Genomic DNA, 17,071 nt, shown 5'->3' with positions numbered 1-17,071 from the left:
TCGCCCCGACCAAACACCCTGCCTTTTGTCACTTCCCTGCCTTAAGGTCGGAACTCGTGACAGATATCGCCGAGCAGACGCAGAACGCACTCACCCGTATCGTCGCCGAGCGGCAGTCGAAGGGCCGGGTTCCCGGGGTGGTGGGCGCCGTCGCCCGCGCCGGGAAGCTGGCCTGGTCGACCGGTGCCGGATCGGCCGACCTGGAGAGTCCCGGCGTACCGCCGACCGCGGACTCGCAGTTCCTGATCGCGTCCCAGAGCAAGACGCTGACCGCGGTCACGATCATGGCGTTGCGCGACGAGGGCAAGCTCAACCTGGACGACACGGTCGACAAGCTGATCCCGGGCAGCAAGCACGAAGGCATCACCGTCCGGCAGATGCTCAGCCACGCCAGCGGCATGCAGCGCGAGCCGGTCGGCGACGTGTGGGACCTGATGAAGTTCCCGTCCCGCGACGAGCTGGTCGACGGGTGGAACGACGCGGAACGGATCGGCAAGCCGCACCACCGGTTCCACTACTCGAACCTGGTGTTCGCTCTGCTCGGTGAGATCGTCGCGCGGATCGACGGCCGGTCCTGGTACGAGTCGGTCAAGGCGCGGATCCTCGACCCGCTGGAGATGCGCCGTACGACGGTCGGCATGGACGGCGGGCCGGCGCAGACCGGGTACTACGTGCCGCCGTGGACCGACGTACCGGTGCGCGAGCCGCTGCTCGACATCGGCGCGATGGACGCGTGCGGCGGGCTCGCGTCGACGGCCGAGGACCTGGCGAAGTGGGCGATGTTCATCGCGAACCCGGTCGACGAGGTGCTGTCGAAGGACACCATCGACGAGATGTGCCAGGTGCAGATCATGGCCGACGTGGACCGTTGGCAGCTCGCGTTCGGGCTCGGGTTCATGTTGCTGCGCCGTGGCGACCGGCTGTTCGTCGGGCACGACGGCGGGATGCCGGGTCACATCACGTCGACGTTCGTCCACCGTGACTCCGGTACGGCGGGAATCGCGCTCTTCGGCTCCACGTCCTCGCCCGCGCCGAGCGCACTCGCGACCGACCTGGTGATCAAGGTCCTCGAGGACGACCCGCTCCCGGCCGACCCGTGGGTCCCCGGCGTCGACGTACCGGCCGAGCTTGCCGGCGTACTCGGCACCTGGTTCACCGAGGGCAGCCCGTTCGCCTTCACGGTCAAGAACGGCGTACTCCAGGCCAAGTCTCCGGCAGCCGCCGAGTGGCAGTCCCCCGCCGTCTTCGAAAAGATCGCCGAAGACACCTACCGAACCATCTCCGGCCGCGAAACCGGCGAACTCCTCCACATCACCCGCACCCCCTCCGGCACCCCCGAAAAGTTGCACTGGGCAACCTACCTCTGCACCCGCCAACCCCTCGCCTTCAGCGAGATCAACCCCGGATGATCCGTGTTGCCCGGAAGAGGATCGTCAGCTAGCCTCTGACTATTCCCCCAGTTGCCTCGGTGGCTGGGTGCGAGGCCCCACTTCGGTGGGGCTTCTGCTTTTTCACCACTCCCCAGGTTTCCTGATCACAGCGCCGGCATCGTCGATCACCCGCTGAGGGAATTGGCTGGCCCCCAGCACTCCTTCCCGGATCTGCCGGGTGAAGGTCGGCTGGCAGGTCAGCAGCCGTTGACTCGGCACCTTCTGTGGGTTGAGCAAGCCGACCACCTTGCCGAGTTCGTGCCGAACGATCCGGATCGGCTCGGTCAGATCCGAGTCGTTGCTCACCACCGCGAAGGCCTCCGCATCGTCCCGGAAGGCGTCGACGAGCAGGTACGTCGCCAGGTTGACGTCCGAGCCCTTCTCCTCGGTCTTGATCACCTCGACCGTCCGTGGACCCACGACCGGAGGAGTGGCGAGCAGCATCCGGGTCGGCTTTGTGAGGAAGCTGCCGAGGTGTACCTCGACGCTCGGCAATGTGCCGAGGGCCCGTAGGTACGCCTGCTGCCGAACCGGGGCATGCAAATTGTCCGGGCGCTCCTTGACCAAGGCTGTGAAGTACCGGATCCGGTTGACTTCGAACCTGCGGAGCAACAGTTCGCACATCTTCTCCAGATTCAGCCACTTGTACGGTCGGCCCTTCAGGCACCCGTAGTAGAGGTTGAAGCCGTCGACGTACACGTTGATCCGCACCACGTCAGGCTAGTGGGCGACGGAGTGGATTCGGGGCGCCCTGAACAGCCTTGTGGACAACGAGATCAATCTGCCCCGGGATGCCCCTGGATACCCCGTCAGACGACGCAGAAGTCGTTGCCTTCGGGGTCCTGCATCCAGAGGTGGTCCAGGGTGGTGGAGTTTTCGGCGGGGACTTCGCGGACGAGGGTGGCGCCGGCGGTGATGAGGGTGGCGGCGGTGGCTCGGATGCGTTGTTCGCGGAGGGGCTGGGGTTGGGCGCGGCCGCCGGCTACCTGGAGGTCCAGGTGGAGGCGGTTCTTGGTGGTGCGTGGCTCGGGGACCTTGAGGAAGGAGATGGCGGGGAGTACGCCGTTCGGGTCGGAGATCGAGGCGCCGTCGTTCCACTCGTTCTCGGGGACGTTCATCGCGGTCAGCCAGTCCTCCCAGGTGTCCCAGCCCTCGGGCGGATCCGACTCGGTGTAGCCCAGCGCCGTACACCAGAAGCGCGCGACCACGGCCGGGTCCACGCAGTCGATGGTGAGCGTCCAGTTCGTGGTCATACGACCACTCTGACGCTCACCACCGACAGATTTCAGGTACGGCGGCGGTAGGCGCGGATCGCCAGCGGGGCGAAGACCGCGACCAGACCGACCATCCAGGCCAGCGTGATCAGCAACGGCTTCTGCAGCGGGCCGCCACCCATCAGGGCGCGTTCGGTGTCGACCAGGTACGTGATCGGACTGACCTTGGTGAACGCCTGCAGGAATCCCGGCAGCGTGCTGGTCGGGACGAAGATGTTGCTGCCGAAGGTCAGCGGGAACATCACCAGGAAGGCAACACCCTGGACACCTTGGGCGGTCTTCATGACCAGCCCGAGCCAGACCCAGATCCAGCACATCGACAGCGCGAACAGCAGCACGATCAGCATGCCCAGCAGGCCGTTGCCGACGCCGTTCTCGAAGCGGAAGCCGAGTACGAAGCCACTCGTCATCAGGATCACGATCGACAGCGAGTACCGGACCGCGTCCCCGAGGACCGCGCCGATCAGCGGCGAGATCCGCGCGATCGGCAGGCTGCGGAACCGGTCGAAGACACCCTTCGCGAAGTCGTCGTTCAGACCGACCCCGGTGCCCATCGTCGCGAACACCACGGTCTGCACCAGCAGCCCGGGCAGCAGCGTCGGCAGGTACCCACGCCAGCCGCCGCCCCCGGCGATCGCGCCGCCGAAGACGAACAGGAACAGCGCCAGGAAGATGATCGGCTGGAACGTCACGTCCGCCAGGGCTTCGGGGTTCTGCCGGATCCGGACGATGTTGCGCCAGGCCAGCGTCAGGCTCTGCGGCACCCAGGCGAACGGCCGCGACCGGTGGGCCAGGTGGGCAGCTGGTTCGAGTGTTGCGGTGGTCATCGGCCTACTCCTTCCAGTACGGCGTCGGACTTCTTCTCTTCGGCGGTGTGACCGGTCAGGGCGAGGAAGACCTCGTCCAGGCTGGGCAGTCGCAGCGACAGTTCGGTGACCGCGATCCCGGCCTCGTCCAGCCGCCGTACGACCACCGGCATCGACGAACCGTCGCTCACCGGGACACTGACGAGGGTGTTGACCACGTCGACGCTGGGACGGGTCCCGGTCGACTCCGCGACGATCGCCGCGACCCGCTCGAGGTGCGCCGGCTCGGCCGGGCGGACGTCCAGCGACTGCTTGCCCGCCTGCGCTTTCAGCTCGGCCGGACGCCCGGAGGCGACCACAGAGCCCTTGTCGAACACGACGATCGAGTCGGCCAGCGCATCGGCCTCCTCCAGGTACTGCGTGGTGAGCAGGACCGTGGTGCCGTCGAGGACGAGGTTGCGGACCGTCTCCCAGACGCCGTTGCGGGCGTGCGGGTCCAGACCGGTGGTGGGCTCGTCGAGGTACAGGATGCTCGGGTTGCCGACCAGGCTCGCGGCCAGGTCGAGCCGGCGGCGCATACCGCCGGAGTACGTCTTCGCGATCCGCTCACCCGCGTCGGTCAGTTCGAACCGCTCCAGCAGCTGGTCCGCGCGGGCCCGGGACTGCTCCCGCGAGAACCCGAGCAGCCGGCCGATCATGATCAGGTTGCGGCGGCCGGACATGTCCTCGTCGACCGAGGCGTACTGTCCGGTCAGCCCGATGATGCTGCGGACCTTGCCGGCGTCGCGTACGACGTCGTACCCGCCGACTGTGGCGTGGCCGGCGTCAGGCCGGAGCAGGGTGCCGAGAATGCGGACCGCGGTCGTCTTGCCGGCGCCGTTCGGGCCGAGGACCCCGAGGACCGTGCCGGTGGGCACGCTCAGGTCGACGCCGGCAAGCGCCGTGGTGTTGCCATATTTTTTGACCAGACCGGTTGCCTCGATGGCGACCTGGTTCGTTGTGGTCATCGGTTCCTCCCAGTGGACTTACTTCACTGGGACTACCGTGCCGCTTGGACCTGTCACCGCTCTGGCTTCACCCTGACACCCCGTGCCAGCGTGCTGTCTCAGCCCTTCAGCGGGACGATCTGGTTGGCCAGCAGGGCTTCGTACGCCTCCGGGTTGTAGCGGGCCAGGTGGCCGCGCGCCTTCCGCCGGTACTTGAGGATCTGCCGGGTGCCGATCGCCCACAGCACATACTGGAACGCCAGCGCGAACTTGAAGTCCTCGATCGTCTGCGGCGCCCCGCCGGACGAGGTGTCGAGCAGGATGCCGACCATGCCGATACACAGCAGCGTCGCGATGAACCCACCGGTGTTGACCATCCCGTTGGCCGCACCGAAGCGCGTCGACGGGTTGAACGTCCGCGCGTAGTCCAGTCCGAGCATCGAACCCGGACCACCAGCAGCCTGTACGACGATCAGCAGCAGAAGCACCGGCATCGGCGCCTGACCAGGCCACAGCAGTACGACGGTCCACATCAGCACCGAGCCAGCGATCACCGCCAGCACGATCCAGGACCGGTAGAACGGGAACCTGGCGGCGTACCGCCCGACCAGCGGGCCGTAACAGAGCCCAGCGAGCACAGGGAGGATCAGCATCGCCGCAGCGGTCGTCGGGGCGAGGCCCTGCCCCTGCACGAGGAACGGGTAGCCCCAGAGCAGTCCGAACGTGCTGCCGGAGAAGCTGGTCGTGAAGTGCGTCCACAGCCCCAGCCGGGTCCCCGGCTCCTTCCAGGCGCGACGCAGGTTCTTCTTGACCTCGTGCAGCGGCTGCTTGGCGCGCCGCAGCGGTTCGTCGTACGGCGTGTCCTTGATGAGGAACAGCACCAGTACGCCGGCCACCAGGCTCAGCACGCTCGCACCGGCGAACGTCGGCGTCCAACCGAAGGCGTGGAACGCAGCAGCCATCGGGACGGTCGACATGATCGCCCCGAGACCACCGAGCATTCCGGTCGCCTGTGACATCACCGGCTGCCGCAGTGCGGGGAACCAGGACATGACCACGCGCAGCACGCTGATGAAGACCAGTGCGTCGCCAACACCCAGTACTGCGCGTGCAGCGAGTGCGGCGGGGTACGAATCGACCAGGCTGAACGCTGACTGCGCTACGAACAGCAGTCCGGACGCAGCGATCAGCAGACGCTTGGAGCCGTATCGGTCGAGCAGGATGCCGACGGGCACCTGCATAGCGGCGTACACAGTGAGCTGTACGACGGTGAAGCTGGCCAGTGCGGATGCGGAGATGTGGAAGCGCTCAGCGGCCTGGAGCCCGGCCACGCTCATCGAACCGCGGTGCAGCACCGTGACGAGGTACGTCAGGACAGCGGTGGTCCACACCGCCCAGGCTCGCCGACCGCCCAGGGGGAAGAGGAGTTCGGTCACCGAGTGCCCCGCAGATCGTTGGCGGCTTCGGCGATGTGTGCGACGACGAGCTCACGGAACCGCTTGACGCTGTTGCCGCCGAGCGCGTCGATCATCTCCTGGTGTGCGGTGATCGACTTGTCCATCCGGGCCGGCTGCACCTCGATACCGGGCACGCCCATCCGGACCTGGCGGTCACGCAGACTGTTGTAGAGTTTGGCGAGGATTTCGTTGCCAGCGGCACCGACAATGGCTTCGTGGAAGGCCCGGTCGGCCTCGAGGAAGCTCTTCGCGTCACCTGCCTTGCGGTGCGCGCGCATCTCGTCGACACGCTGGCTGAGCCGCTCGATCAGTTGCTTGCGCCGCGGCCACACCTTGGCGGCGGCGTGCGTCTCGAGCAGCTCGCGGGCCTCGAGGACGTCCTCGATCTCCTGCGGCAGCACCGGAAGGACGAGCGCGCCCTTCTTCGGGTACAGCTTGACCAGTCCGGATTCCTCGAGGCGGAGGAGGGCTTCGCGGACCGGCGTACGGGAGACTCCGACGGCCGTGGCGAGCTCGCCCTCGGTCAGGAGCTCGCCGCCTGGGTAGGCGCGATCGAGGATCGCGGCCTTCACGTACGCGTAGACGCGCTCGGCCGCGGGGATCTTCTCCACGCCCGGCGCGGCCTCGACCACCACTCGGGCGATCTCCGCGGTCTCGTCTCCCAGGATCAATGCATCACTCGCCGGCTCCGGCGCCCCGCTCACCACTGAACTCCCCACCCATACGACTGGTATCTCTGTTGTATCTATCTTACACACACAGCTAATCCACTGGCGGCGCCGGTTATTCCCCAGCTTGTCCACGAGTTATCCACAGGCGAATCCACAGCATGTGGGCAACTGAGCGTGAACTGATGGACGCTAAGTAGTGACGAATGCAGGGTTTCCCCTGCGTTGTGGATGAAGAACTCCGCCGGTCCGGAAACCGCTCTAGAGTCTCGGGATACGGCCCGGGCCCGTCCGCCCAGGCCCAGCCATGAGGAGGCAGCGTGTCCCGAACTTCCCGTCCCCGCCGGCTGTCCGCAAGCCTGGCCGCGGCCACGCTGGCGCTGACGTCCCTCAGCGCCGCGACGGCGTACGCCGCACCGGCCGCCGACCCCACGCCCGGGCCCCTGATGAACTACGTGCTCAACACGAAGGCCTCCCCGGGGCACGTCCGCAAGGTCGAGGACGCGGTCAAGCGCGCCGGCGGGACGGTGCTCTCGTCGTACCGGGACTTCGGAGTCGTCGTCGCCCAGTCGACGAACGCGAACTTCAAGGTCGACGTGCGCGCCGGCCGCAACGGCCGCGAGGTGCAGTCCGTCGGTGCGACTCGTACTGCGGCGGTCTCCGAAGGCGCTCAGACCGGGTTGAACTCGGTGGACGAGACCGCGGCGACGCCGGTGCTCGACCCGCGCGAGAGCGAGCAGTGGGACATGGTCCAGATCAAGGCGGACCAGGCCCACAACGTCACCGATGGATCGCGACGCGTACTGGTCGGCATCAACGACAGCGGTGTCGACGACACGCATCCTGACCTCGCGCCGAACTTCGACGCGCGCGACTCCGTCAGCTGCGTGAAGAACGGCGTACCGGACCAGACGCCGGGCATCTGGCGGCCGACGACCAGCCCGCACGGCACACACGTCGCGGGCACCGTCGCCGCCGCGCGGAACGGCATCGGCATCGTCGGCGTCGCGCCGGGCGTGCGGATCGCGTCGGTCAAGGTCGTGAACGACGACGGCTTCATCTACCCGGAGTACTCGATCTGCGGGATCGTCTGGGCCGCCGAGCACCACATGGACGTGACGAACCACAGCTACTTCATCGACCCGTTCCAGTTCTGGTGCAAGGACAACGGCGACCAGGGCGCGGTGCAGGAAGCGGTACGCCGCGCGTACGCGTGGGCCACTGACCGCGGGACGCTGTCCGTCGCCGCGGCCGGCAACTCGAACTACGACCTGTCCAACAAGACCACGGACACCACCAGCCCCAACGACTCGACCCCGGTCAGCCGGACGATCAACAACAACTGCCTCGACATGCCGACCGAGCTCCCCGGCGTGATCACCGTCGCCAGCACCACGCAGGCCCGGGTCAAGAGCAGCTTCTCGAACTTCGGCCTGAACAAGATCGACGTCGCGGCCCCCGGTAGCTCGATCCTGTCGACGTTGCCCGGCGGCGGCTACGGCCTGATGAGCGGTACGTCGATGGCATCGCCGCACGTCACCGGTATCGCAGCCCTGCTCAAGTCCACCCACCCGTGGTGGGGCCCGCGCGACCTCGAGCGAGCCCTCCAACGCGAGGCCGACGACACCGCCTGCCCGGCGACTCCGGACGCCCGCTGCACCGGCACCACCGCCAACAACGCCTTCTACGGCGAAGGCATCGCCGACGCCCTCGACGCCGTCCACCGCTAAAGCCGAGTGGGGGTCCACCGCCCGGGACCCCCACTCATTCAAGGTTGGCAAGCCCGTGCTGGTGCCAGATCCGCGCTGGGCATTCAGCCAGCGAGTCCGGCGAGTCTCCTCACCGCTGCCAGACCATCGGGCGTTCCAGGCCAGTGCTTCTCCAACGCTTCCGGACCAGCTCGACGCGTGACCGACCGCAACGCGAGAGCCACGACCACCGCATCATCGGCGTACCCGATCACCGGAATGAAGTCCGGAACAAGATCGATCGGCAGCGCCAGGTACGTAAGCAGCAACCACAGCCTCAACCGAACCCCGCCCGAAAGCGTCTTGTCCCCCGCAAGCCGCCGAAGCATCCGAACGAGATCAGGCAGCAGCCGCAGCGCATCCCTGACAGTCAGCTCATCCGGCTTCCCGATCCACAAGGCCACGATCAGCGCCACCCAAAGCAGCAACACACCACCCGCGACACCGATCAGCACGGACCACCAGGCGAAGTTCACGTCGCCCAGTCTGCTGCATTTACCACGCGGCCAGACAGCGTGGCTTACCGGACGGAGAACGTCCGCAATCAGGGTTAGATTGCCAACATGTCCAGCTTCACGATCAGGGCGCTGACGTCAGAGACGTTCGACGACTTCGCGGGTCTCGTCGACCGGAACAAGGGCATGTTCGCGAGCTGCTGGTGCACGAAGTTCCATCCCGACTGTGCGGAGAAGGGCCAGAGCGCCGAAGGAAACCGGGCGCTCAAGCAACGTCTGGTGGCCGAGGGGATCGCGCATGCGGCGCTGGTCTACGACGGCGACCGTGCCGTCGCGTGGGCGGAGTACGGATCACCCGAGGAGCTGCCTGACATCCAGCACCGCAAGGAGTATCTCGCCACCGTTGAGCGCCTGCCCGACTACCGCGTCACCTGCATCCTGGTCGAACGCGCCTTCCGCGGTCAGGGCCTGGCGGCGATCGCCCTGCGCGGAGCCGTCGAACTGATCGCGCAGGCCGGCGGAGGCGTCGTCGAGGGCTACCCGCACGACACCAGCGGGGTCCGGAAGAAGAACTCGTCGTTCCTCTACAACGGCACCCGCACGATGTACGAGCGCGAAGGCTTCACCTACGACCGCCCCAAAGGCCTGGGCAACTGCGTGATGGTGCGCGAGGTGGCACCGAGTACGCCCTAGGGGACGGGGAACTCGCGTGGCGGACCCTCGCCAGTCACACCGTCGATTGCTTCGCGCAACAAGTCGGCGTGGCCGGTGTGGCGGGCGTACTCCTCGATCATGTCGCTGATCAGCCGCCGCAGACTCATCCCGCCTTCGGGGGCGTAATCAAGACCCGACTCGGACAGGATGCCGGCGACCGTGGCGCGAGAACGATGTACCGCCCGCGCCCAAAGGTCGCAGAGCGCCTCGGGTTCGTCATCCCTGGCCGAGTCCCAAGCCCAGGTCTCCCAGGTGGACTCATGGTCAACGTCCCGGAACTCAGGTAGGACCGGCGCACCGACCAGATCGCCCTGAAACTTCAACTCCTCGCAGAGCGCCAGGTGCTTGAGAAGCCCGCCAAGAGTCACCGCAGACCGCCCCACCTGCAGTTGCAGGCCGTCCGAGTCCACATCCCAACACTTCCAGGCGAACGTACGACGATTGCGCTCGAGCGTAATGAGCGCGGTCTGGATCTCGTCACCGTGCATGAAAACGTCGAGATCCCACTCGGGAGGCCGCCCAGCCGTGAACCCGGGCGCACTCGTCAGCGGCAACGCCGGAGCAGAGTTCGTATCCATGCTGGCAGCGTAAAACCACAACCGGACGATCTACTTCCGGAACTACGCTCGTCTGCTCAGCCGCCGGTGATCAGCAGGAGTATTCCGGAGATGACGAGACCGGCCTCGACCAGGATGACGAAGACGGAGACGGGTAGCCGGTCGACAACCTTCTTGCCCGCCCAGGCGCCGCCGGCTGCTGCCGGAGCGAGTGCAAGGCCGATCAATCCGGTGCGCCAGGTGAGAACAGCGGCGGCGCCGAACACGATCAGCTTCGTGAAATGCATGACGACAGCCGAGGCTGCCTCGGTGCCGATATAGGCGCCGCGTACCAAACCGCGCGCGAGAAAGAACGGCGCCACCATCGGACCCACACTGCCAACCAGCGCGGAACCAAACCCGGACGCGGCACCGATCGCAGCGAACCCACGATCGCCCACCCGGGCCGTCTGTGGCCGGACGCGACGCCAGATGACCATGGCGAGCAGGAACACCCCGACGACCCGCGTCAAAGCCGGCAGTGGCGCACTGGTCAAGAGCAGCGCCCCGGCCACCGCAGCCGGCACCGCACCGATAGCGAAGATCGCGACGAGCCGCCGATCGACCTCGTGGCGATTGAACCAGACCCGACTGCCGTTGCTGGCCAACTGCGCAACAGTCAGCACAGCCACAGCATCACGCGCACCGAACACCGCAACAAACACCGGCAACAACAACACCCCACCACCGAAGCCCGCGACAGCCGACAAGAGCGCCGTCCCGAACGATGCAACAAGCAGAGCCACACCCAGCCACACGTCGTGCGCCATGACGTGAGCCTTCCAGATAACGCGATCGCGGGCCGACACCCGTGCCCTCCCGCGAGCGTCGAGGCATGTCGCGCCGCAGCACGGCGCGTAGCCCGCGATGAGCTGGCCGCAGCCAGCCCAACCGATACGAACCCACGGCGCCAGGCGGCGGTCGCAAGCGCGATAGCCCGCAGCCACCTCGACGAGTACGAACCCGCTACACCACCGCGCAGCCTGCAGCGGCCACCTCGACAGATGCGAACCAGCCGCACCCGGGGGCCGTCACCGCGCGGCGGCGCGCACGGGTCCGGGCGACAGCCCGCAACTCCGGCGAAGCCGGAAGGGATGCTCCGGGCGATAAGCCCGGGGGTGGGCGGGTGCGGCGCGGAGCACGGCGACGAAGGAGCCGCGCGTAGCACCGCGATGGGCAGACGCATCCCCGGCGTGGGACGCGGGGCTGAACGCAGTACGGCTAGGCGACGGTGATGAGGACGATGCCTGTGACGACTACGGCGGCGGCTGCGGCTCGTTTGGGGCCGAAGCGTTCGTTGAAGAAGAGGGTGCCGATGAGGGCTCCGAAGATGATGCTGGTTTCGCGGAGGGCGGCGATGGCGGCCAGGGTGCCGCGGGTTTGGGCCCAGAGGACGAGACCGTACGCCGCCATCGAAACGACCCCGCCGAACAGGCCCGAGAAGATCGCAGGCTTCGGCAGGTTGAAGGCCTGGGGACCGCGCCACAGCACGACAGCGAGCGGGACCGCGAAGCCCTGCAGCATGAAGACCCAGCCCATGTAGGTAGCGACCGGCATCTTGTGGACGGCGACCCCGTCGACGACCGTGTACGACGCGATCATCAACCCGGTCCCGAACGCAGCAAGCAGCGCCGGCAACTGACGACGACCAGGTCGGCCGATGAACACCAGCCCGATCAGCCCGGCAGAGATCAGCAGCACGCCGGCCAGCTCGATCACCGCAAGGTGTTGGTGCAGTACGACGATCGACACCACCGCCACCACCCACGGCGACGTACCGCGGGCCAGCGGATACATCTGGCTGAACTGACCCAGCTGGTACGACGCCAGCAAACCACCCAGATAAGCAAGGTGCAGCAGCGCCGACGCGACGATGTACCCCCACGTGCCGGCCGGCGGCAGACCCGTCAGCAGGATCGCGACGAGCCCGATCACCCCGGCCGCGAGCTCGAACAATGCCAGCCCGGCAACACGATCCGGGGCACCGTGAGCCATCGCGTTCCACGTCGCATGCAGAACCGCGGCCCCCAGCACCACAAAGATCACCAGCACTGCCCCACCCTCTCACCGCCGATCCGAGAAGGCAGCCGGATTATGCCGGCCGCAGACCGGCGACTGAGTAGGTTCGGCGCATGCGACTTGTGCGGCAGGAGGAGTTCGGCGGACCTGAGGTACTGCGGGTGATCGAGGCGGAGCGCCCAGTACCCGGCCCGACGGAGGTGCTCGTCGAGGTGCACGCCGCGGGAGTCAATCCGGTGGACTGGTACAGCCGCGCAGAGGAGGCGTACCTCGGCTCACCGCCGTACACGGTCGGTTGGGACGTAGCCGGAGTCGTGGTCGAGGCCGGGCTCGGAGCAAGCGGGGTGGCAGTCGGCGACGAAGTACTAGGTATGCCGTGGTTCCCGCGCGAGGCCGCGGCGTACGCCGAGTACGTGACCGCGCCCTCACGCCAGTTCGTACGCAAGCCGACCAGCATGTCGTACGCCGAAGCAGCCGGACTCCCCCTGGCCGGGCTGACCGCGTGGCAAGCGCTCGTCGACGTCGCCGACGTACAGCCCGGACAGCGGGTGCTCATCGACGCAGCAACCGGCGGAGTCGGCCACCTCGCGGTTCAGATCGCGAAGGCCCGCGGCGCGTACGTCGTCGGCACGTCGAGCGCCGGCAAACACGACTTCCTGCGATCGCTCGGCGTGGACCAGCCGCTCGACTACCGCGACCCGTCCGCCGATCCAGGCACCCTCGACGCGGTCATCGGCCTGGCAGGCGACGACAGCGACCGCCGCTGGCTGGAGTTCATCAACCCCGGCGGCATCCTGGTCGGCGTACTGAGCGGCGTGCCCGACGAGCTGGAACAGGCGGCCAAGGCCCGCGGTGTGCGCTCCGGCCGGCTGCTTGTGGAGCCGGATCGAATCGGCCTCCAAGGGCTAACCGACCTCGTCGAGACCGGCAACCTTCGGGTGCACGTCGAGCAGACGTTCCCACTCGAGCACGCACCCGAAGCCCACCGCCTCGGCGAAACCGGCCGAGTCACCGGAAAGCTGGTGCTCACAGTCCGCTAATGGCCGGCTGTCAGAGGATCCCTGGTAGCAGGCCGAGATCGCGGAGGCTTTCTGCGGTTTCGAGGATGGTGGTTTTGACGTCGCGGGGTTGCCAGCCGAGTTCGGTTCGGGCTCGGTCGTTGTGGATGATCGGGCGCGGGAGGTCGGGACCTGGGGCCTCTTCGGTGGGGGCAGGTGGGCCCAGGATCTGGGCGATCTCGAGGAAGCTGACGGTCGGACCGTTGGCTACGGCAAGGAAACGCTTGCCTGCGGCATCGGGTGTGGCCATGGCGCGTACGTGGAGGTCGGCGACGTCGCGTACGTCGACCACGCCGAAGCGCGCTCGGGGCGCGACCTTCATCGTGCCGTCGAGCATCGACTTGATCAGCTGGGTCGATGAACGTAGGTCGGTGGTGAGCGTCGGGCCGAAGATGCCGGTCGGGTTCACGACCACGAGCTCGGTGTCGGCGTCGCGCATCAGGTCCCAGGCGGCGCGCTCGGCGATCGCCTTCGAGCGTGGGTACGGCGCGAGGCCGGGCGTATCGGGATCCGTCCAGTCGTCCTCGGTGAACTCGGCGGTGGGCTTCGGCGTGTAGCCGACGGCCGCGAACGACGACGTGAGAACGACGCGCCGCGCGCCGGCGTCACGCGCTGCCCGCAGTACCCGCAGCGTGCCCTCGCGCGCCGGGACGATCAGCTCGTCGGGATCCTCCGGCTGGGTGAACGGGATCGGCGAGGCGACGTGATGAACCTCATCGCAGCCCGCGACCGCGGCGGGCCAGCCGTCGTCGGACATGAGGTCCGCGACCACGATCTCCAGGCCCGCATCGTCCGCGCCACCTCGGCGTACGGCGGCACGCAGTTCGGCGTTGCGGGTCGTCGAGCGGACCGTCGTACGGACCTGATGGTCGTTGCGGAGGAGACGAGCGATCAGGTGGGTGGCGAGGTAGCCGGAGCCGCCGGTGACCAGGATCATCGGAGTACCTCCACGACCCCGATCAGGCGCTGGATCGACGCGGCCTCGGCGGTGTCGTCGCCGCGGTCGCGGGCGTCCCAGAGGGCGGCCTTCTCGCGGAGGTACTCGAGCCGGACGCGCTGCGCGGCGATCTCGGCCTCGATCCGCTCCGCGTGACGGAGCAGGAGATCACGCTGCTCGGCGGCTGCTTCGCGGCCGCGGATCCGGTTGGCGAGGTACGTGCGCATGTCGCCGATGCCGACGCCGGCCGCGCGGAGGCAGGCCAGCGCTTCGAGGGTGTCGACGTCCGCGTCGCGGTAGCGGCGGTGACCGCTCTGCGCGTCGCGGTCGATCGGGCCGATGAGGCCGGCGTCCTCGTAGTACCGCAGCGTCGGCTCACTCAGGCCGCTCCGTCGGGAGACTTCCTGAATGGTGAAAACCGTCATGCCGCCACGGTTACACACCTCAAGCGCTTGAGGTCAAACACGAGGGCCCGGTTGCCCGGGCCCTCGCCGTTCAGAACATCAGCGCGCGGGCCGGGTCCTCGAGGATGCTTGCGACGTCGGAGAGGAAGATCGAGCCCTTCTCGCCGTCGATCAGGCGGTGGTCGAAGGACAGCGCGAGCGTGGTGATCCAGCGCGGGACGATCTCGTCGTCCACCACCCACGGCTGCTTGCGGACCGCGCCGAACGCGAGGATCGCGGCCTCGCCCGGGTTGATGATCGGCGTACCGGCGTCGACGCCGAACACGCCCACGTTGGTGATCGTGAACGAGCCGCCGGCCTGGTCGGCCGGTTGGGTCTTGCCCTCGCGGGCGGTGGCGACCAGGTCGTTCAGCGCCTTGCACAGGTCGGGCAGGGTGAGCGAGTCGGCGCCCTTGATGTTCGGGACGATCAACCCGCGCGGGGTGGCCGCGGCGATGCCGAGGTTGACCGCGCCCTTGTACACGATCTCCTGCGCCTGCTCGTCCCAGGCTGCGTTGATGATCGGCGTACGACGGGCCGCGAGCGTGACTGCCTTTGCGACGATGAGCAGCGGGGAGACGCGGAGGTCGCGGAATGCCTTGTCCGCCTTCAACCGCTCGACCAACTCCATCGTGGCGCTGACGTCGACGGTGATCCACTCGGTCACATGCGGCGCGGTGAACGCACTGGCAACCATCGCCTGCGCCATCACCTTCTGCACACCCTTCACCGGCACGCGGGTGTCACCCTGCGCACTCACAACCGGCGCGGGCTCGTACTCAACCGCAGCCGGAGCGGCGACGTGCCCTTCGACGTCCGCGCGCGTGATCACACCACCCGGCCCGGTAGCAGTCACCGAAGCCAGATCAATCCCCAGATCCTTCGCCAACTTCCGCACAGGCGGCTTAGCCAGCACATGCACCGCAGCACCGTTGCCCCCGGCAACATCACCGGCAAGAGCAGCCGGCGCCTGCGGCGCCGGGGTGGAGGTGGAAGTGGCCGGCACAGGGGCGGTGGGTGCTGCGGCAGCAGCCGCCGCGGCCGGCGCTGGCGCGCGCGGCGGGGTGGGAGCGGGGATCGCCGGGGCGCCGCCCGCAGCTGGAGCCAGCGGCGAGCTGGCGGAGGCTGCGGGTGTCTTGCGGGCTCGGCGTTTGGCTTCGGTGGTTTTGGGGCCGTAGCCGACGAGGACTGCGGTGCGGCCGCCGGACTCTTCTGGCTCGGGGATGGTCGGTACGAGGTCCTCGGGAGAGCCGTCGGCGGAGTCGGTCTGGACCGAGATGATCGGCGTACCGACGGGAACTGTCTCCCCCTCCGGCACCAACAACTCGGTGATGACGCCGGCGAACGGGACCGGCAGCTCGACCAGCGACTTCGCGGTTTCGATCTCGACGATGGTGTCGTTGAGCTTGACCGTGTCGCCGGGCTTGACCTTCCAGCTGACGATCTCGGCCTCGACCAGCCCCTCACCGACGTCGGGGAGGCGGAACTGCTGGATGCCCATCAGTACTCCATCACCCGGTCGACGCCGTCCAGCACCCGGTCCAGGTCCGGCAGGTAGTCGTCCTCCATCCGCGACGGCGGATAAGGCGTGTCGTACCCGGTCACCCGCAGTACGGGAGCCTCGAGATGATAGAAGCACTCCTCCGTCACCCGCGCCGCGATCTCAGATCCCGTGCCGAGCGACAGCGGCGCCTCGTGCACCACCAGCGCCCGCCGGGTCTTCTTGACCGACGCGAAGATCGTCGCGAGGTCCAGCGGCGCGATCGTCCGCAGGTCAACGACCTCGAGGTTGCGCCCGTCCTCGACCGCGGCCTCGGCCGCCTGCAGGCAGGTCTTCACCATCGGGCCGTAGCAGAACAGCGTCGCGTCGGTGCCCTCACGGACCACCTTCGCCTGGTGCAGCGGCTGCACCGGCGGCACGGACTCGTCCAGCTCCGCCTTCTCGTGGTACCGGCGCTTCGGCTCGAAGAACACGACCGGGTCGTCCGACGAGATCGCCTGCTGGATCATCCAGTACGCGTCCACCGGATCGCCACACGAGACGACCTTCAGTCCCGGGACGTGCGCGAACAGCGTCTCCGGTGACTCCGAGTGGTGCTCGACGGCGCCGATGCCACCGCCGTACGGGATCCGGATGACGACCGGCATCTTGATCCGGCCCGCGGAGCGGTAGTGCATCTTCGCGACCTGGTTGATGATCTGGTCGTATGCCGGGAACACGAACCCGTCGAACTGGATCTCGCAGACCGGGCGGTACCCGCGCAGCGCCAGGCCGACCGCGGTACCGATGATGCCGGACTCGGCCAGCGGGGTGTCGATGACGCGGTCCTCGCCGAAGTCCTTCTGCAGGCCCTCGGTGACGCGGAAGACTCCGCCGAGCTTGCCGATGTCCTCGCCCATGACGACGACCTTCGGGTCCTTCTCCATCGCGGCCCGCAGGCCCGCGTTGATGGCCTTGCCGAGAGTGATCTTGGTCATCG

General features: G+C 67.8%; 18 protein-coding genes. 4 read left to right on the top strand and 14 right to left on the bottom strand.

Going from position 1 to position 17,071, the window contains the following annotated elements:
* Positions 1 to 56: 56 nt before the first annotated feature.
* Complete coding sequence (locus FDA38_RS22960; RefSeq protein WP_137256134.1) at positions 57 to 1,409, top strand: serine hydrolase domain-containing protein; 1,353 nt, start codon at positions 57 to 59, stop codon at positions 1,407 to 1,409.
* 102 nt (positions 1,410 to 1,511) lie between these two features.
* Here the strand turns inward: FDA38_RS22960 and FDA38_RS22955 are convergent, their stop codons facing one another.
* The 6 genes from FDA38_RS22955 to FDA38_RS22930 all read right to left on the bottom strand — a co-directional run bounded on the left by FDA38_RS22955 (position 1,512) and on the right by FDA38_RS22930 (position 6,657).
* On the bottom strand, positions 1,512 to 2,141 hold the full coding sequence (locus FDA38_RS22955) for an NYN domain-containing protein (RefSeq protein ID WP_137256133.1): 630 nt from the start codon (positions 2,139 to 2,141) through the stop codon (positions 1,512 to 1,514).
* A gap of 98 nt (positions 2,142 to 2,239) precedes the next feature.
* Positions 2,240 to 2,683 carry a VOC family protein gene (locus FDA38_RS22950; RefSeq protein WP_137256132.1) on the bottom strand — a complete coding sequence of 148 codons (444 nt, stop codon included), beginning with the start codon at positions 2,681 to 2,683 and terminating at the stop codon, positions 2,240 to 2,242.
* 32 nt (positions 2,684 to 2,715) lie between these two features.
* Positions 2,716 to 3,531 carry an ABC transporter permease gene (locus FDA38_RS22945; RefSeq protein WP_137256131.1) on the bottom strand — a complete coding sequence of 272 codons (816 nt, stop codon included), beginning with the start codon at positions 3,529 to 3,531 and terminating at the stop codon, positions 2,716 to 2,718.
* A complete protein-coding gene (locus FDA38_RS22940) occupies positions 3,528 to 4,517 on the bottom strand; it encodes an ATP-binding cassette domain-containing protein (protein WP_137256130.1) in 990 nt (329 codons plus the stop codon). The genes FDA38_RS22945 and FDA38_RS22940 overlap by 4 nt, the downstream gene beginning before the upstream one ends.
* A gap of 98 nt (positions 4,518 to 4,615) precedes the next feature.
* Positions 4,616 to 5,932: an MFS transporter gene (locus FDA38_RS22935; protein WP_137256129.1), complete on the bottom strand. Its 1,317-nt coding sequence runs from the start codon at positions 5,930 to 5,932 to the stop codon at positions 4,616 to 4,618.
* Positions 5,929 to 6,657 carry a GntR family transcriptional regulator gene (locus tag FDA38_RS22930; protein WP_233714871.1) on the bottom strand — a complete coding sequence of 243 codons (729 nt, stop codon included), beginning with the start codon at positions 6,655 to 6,657 and terminating at the stop codon, positions 5,929 to 5,931. The genes FDA38_RS22935 and FDA38_RS22930 overlap by 4 nt, the downstream gene beginning before the upstream one ends.
* Before the next feature lie 284 nt (positions 6,658 to 6,941).
* Here FDA38_RS22930 and FDA38_RS22925 point away from each other — a divergent pair, with 284 nt between their 5' ends.
* Positions 6,942 to 8,351 carry a S8 family peptidase gene (locus FDA38_RS22925; protein WP_137256128.1) on the top strand — a complete coding sequence of 470 codons (1,410 nt, stop codon included), beginning with the start codon at positions 6,942 to 6,944 and terminating at the stop codon, positions 8,349 to 8,351.
* Positions 8,352 to 8,434: 83 nt separating this feature from the next.
* Here FDA38_RS22925 and FDA38_RS22920 read toward each other — a convergent pair whose 3' ends face one another.
* Positions 8,435 to 8,845: a YkvA family protein gene (locus FDA38_RS22920; protein ID WP_137256127.1), complete on the bottom strand. Its 411-nt coding sequence runs from the start codon at positions 8,843 to 8,845 to the stop codon at positions 8,435 to 8,437.
* Between the two features lie 87 nt (positions 8,846 to 8,932).
* Here FDA38_RS22920 and FDA38_RS22915 point away from each other — a divergent pair, with 87 nt between their 5' ends.
* Positions 8,933 to 9,517 (top strand): GNAT family N-acetyltransferase, encoded by a 585-nt coding sequence (locus tag FDA38_RS22915; RefSeq protein ID WP_137256126.1) that lies wholly within the window; start codon positions 8,933 to 8,935, stop codon positions 9,515 to 9,517.
* On the opposite strand, the gene FDA38_RS22910 is transcribed toward FDA38_RS22915, so the two are convergent.
* From FDA38_RS22910 to FDA38_RS22900, 3 genes are all read right to left on the bottom strand, one after another.
* Positions 9,514 to 10,116, bottom strand: coding sequence for a mycothiol transferase (locus FDA38_RS22910; protein ID WP_233714870.1), 603 nt, complete (start codon positions 10,114 to 10,116; stop codon positions 9,514 to 9,516). The two genes, FDA38_RS22915 and FDA38_RS22910, sit on opposite strands and share 4 nt — an antisense overlap.
* Positions 10,117 to 10,172: 56 nt before the next feature.
* Positions 10,173 to 11,081: a sulfite exporter TauE/SafE family protein gene (locus FDA38_RS22905; protein ID WP_233714869.1), complete on the bottom strand. Its 909-nt coding sequence runs from the start codon at positions 11,079 to 11,081 to the stop codon at positions 10,173 to 10,175.
* A gap of 274 nt (positions 11,082 to 11,355) precedes the next feature.
* A complete protein-coding gene (locus tag FDA38_RS22900; protein ID WP_202877788.1) occupies positions 11,356 to 12,186 on the bottom strand; it encodes a DMT family transporter in 831 nt (276 codons plus the stop codon).
* Positions 12,187 to 12,266: 80 nt separating this feature from the next.
* Here FDA38_RS22900 and FDA38_RS22895 point away from each other — a divergent pair, with 80 nt between their 5' ends.
* The gene (locus FDA38_RS22895; protein WP_137256125.1) at positions 12,267 to 13,193 is read left to right on the top strand and encodes an NADP-dependent oxidoreductase; all 927 of its coding nucleotides are present in this window, start codon (positions 12,267 to 12,269) and stop codon (positions 13,191 to 13,193) included.
* 10 nt (positions 13,194 to 13,203) lie between these two features.
* Here FDA38_RS22895 and FDA38_RS22890 read toward each other — a convergent pair whose 3' ends face one another.
* The 4 genes from FDA38_RS22890 to FDA38_RS22875 all read right to left on the bottom strand — a co-directional run bounded on the left by FDA38_RS22890 (position 13,204) and on the right by FDA38_RS22875 (position 17,069).
* Positions 13,204 to 14,148: an NAD-dependent epimerase/dehydratase family protein gene (locus tag FDA38_RS22890; RefSeq protein WP_137256124.1), complete on the bottom strand. Its 945-nt coding sequence runs from the start codon at positions 14,146 to 14,148 to the stop codon at positions 13,204 to 13,206.
* Positions 14,145 to 14,573 (bottom strand): MerR family transcriptional regulator, encoded by a 429-nt coding sequence (locus tag FDA38_RS22885; protein WP_137256123.1) that lies wholly within the window; start codon positions 14,571 to 14,573, stop codon positions 14,145 to 14,147. Before FDA38_RS22885 ends, FDA38_RS22890 begins: the two co-directional genes overlap by 4 nt.
* 70 nt (positions 14,574 to 14,643) lie before the next feature.
* A complete protein-coding gene (locus tag FDA38_RS22880) occupies positions 14,644 to 16,092 on the bottom strand; it encodes a dihydrolipoamide acetyltransferase family protein (RefSeq protein WP_170989841.1) in 1,449 nt (482 codons plus the stop codon).
* Complete coding sequence (locus FDA38_RS22875) at positions 16,092 to 17,069, bottom strand: alpha-ketoacid dehydrogenase subunit beta (protein ID WP_137256122.1); 978 nt, start codon at positions 17,067 to 17,069, stop codon at positions 16,092 to 16,094. The genes FDA38_RS22880 and FDA38_RS22875 overlap by 1 nt, the downstream gene beginning before the upstream one ends.
* Positions 17,070 to 17,071 lie beyond the last annotated feature (2 nt).

This window comes from Kribbella jiaozuonensis (assembly GCF_005233875.1).
Lineage (GTDB): Bacteria > Actinomycetota > Actinomycetes > Propionibacteriales > Kribbellaceae > Kribbella > Kribbella jiaozuonensis.
The sequence above is the reverse complement of the archived record's forward strand: the minus strand, read 5'-3'. Positions and strand labels throughout refer to the sequence as shown.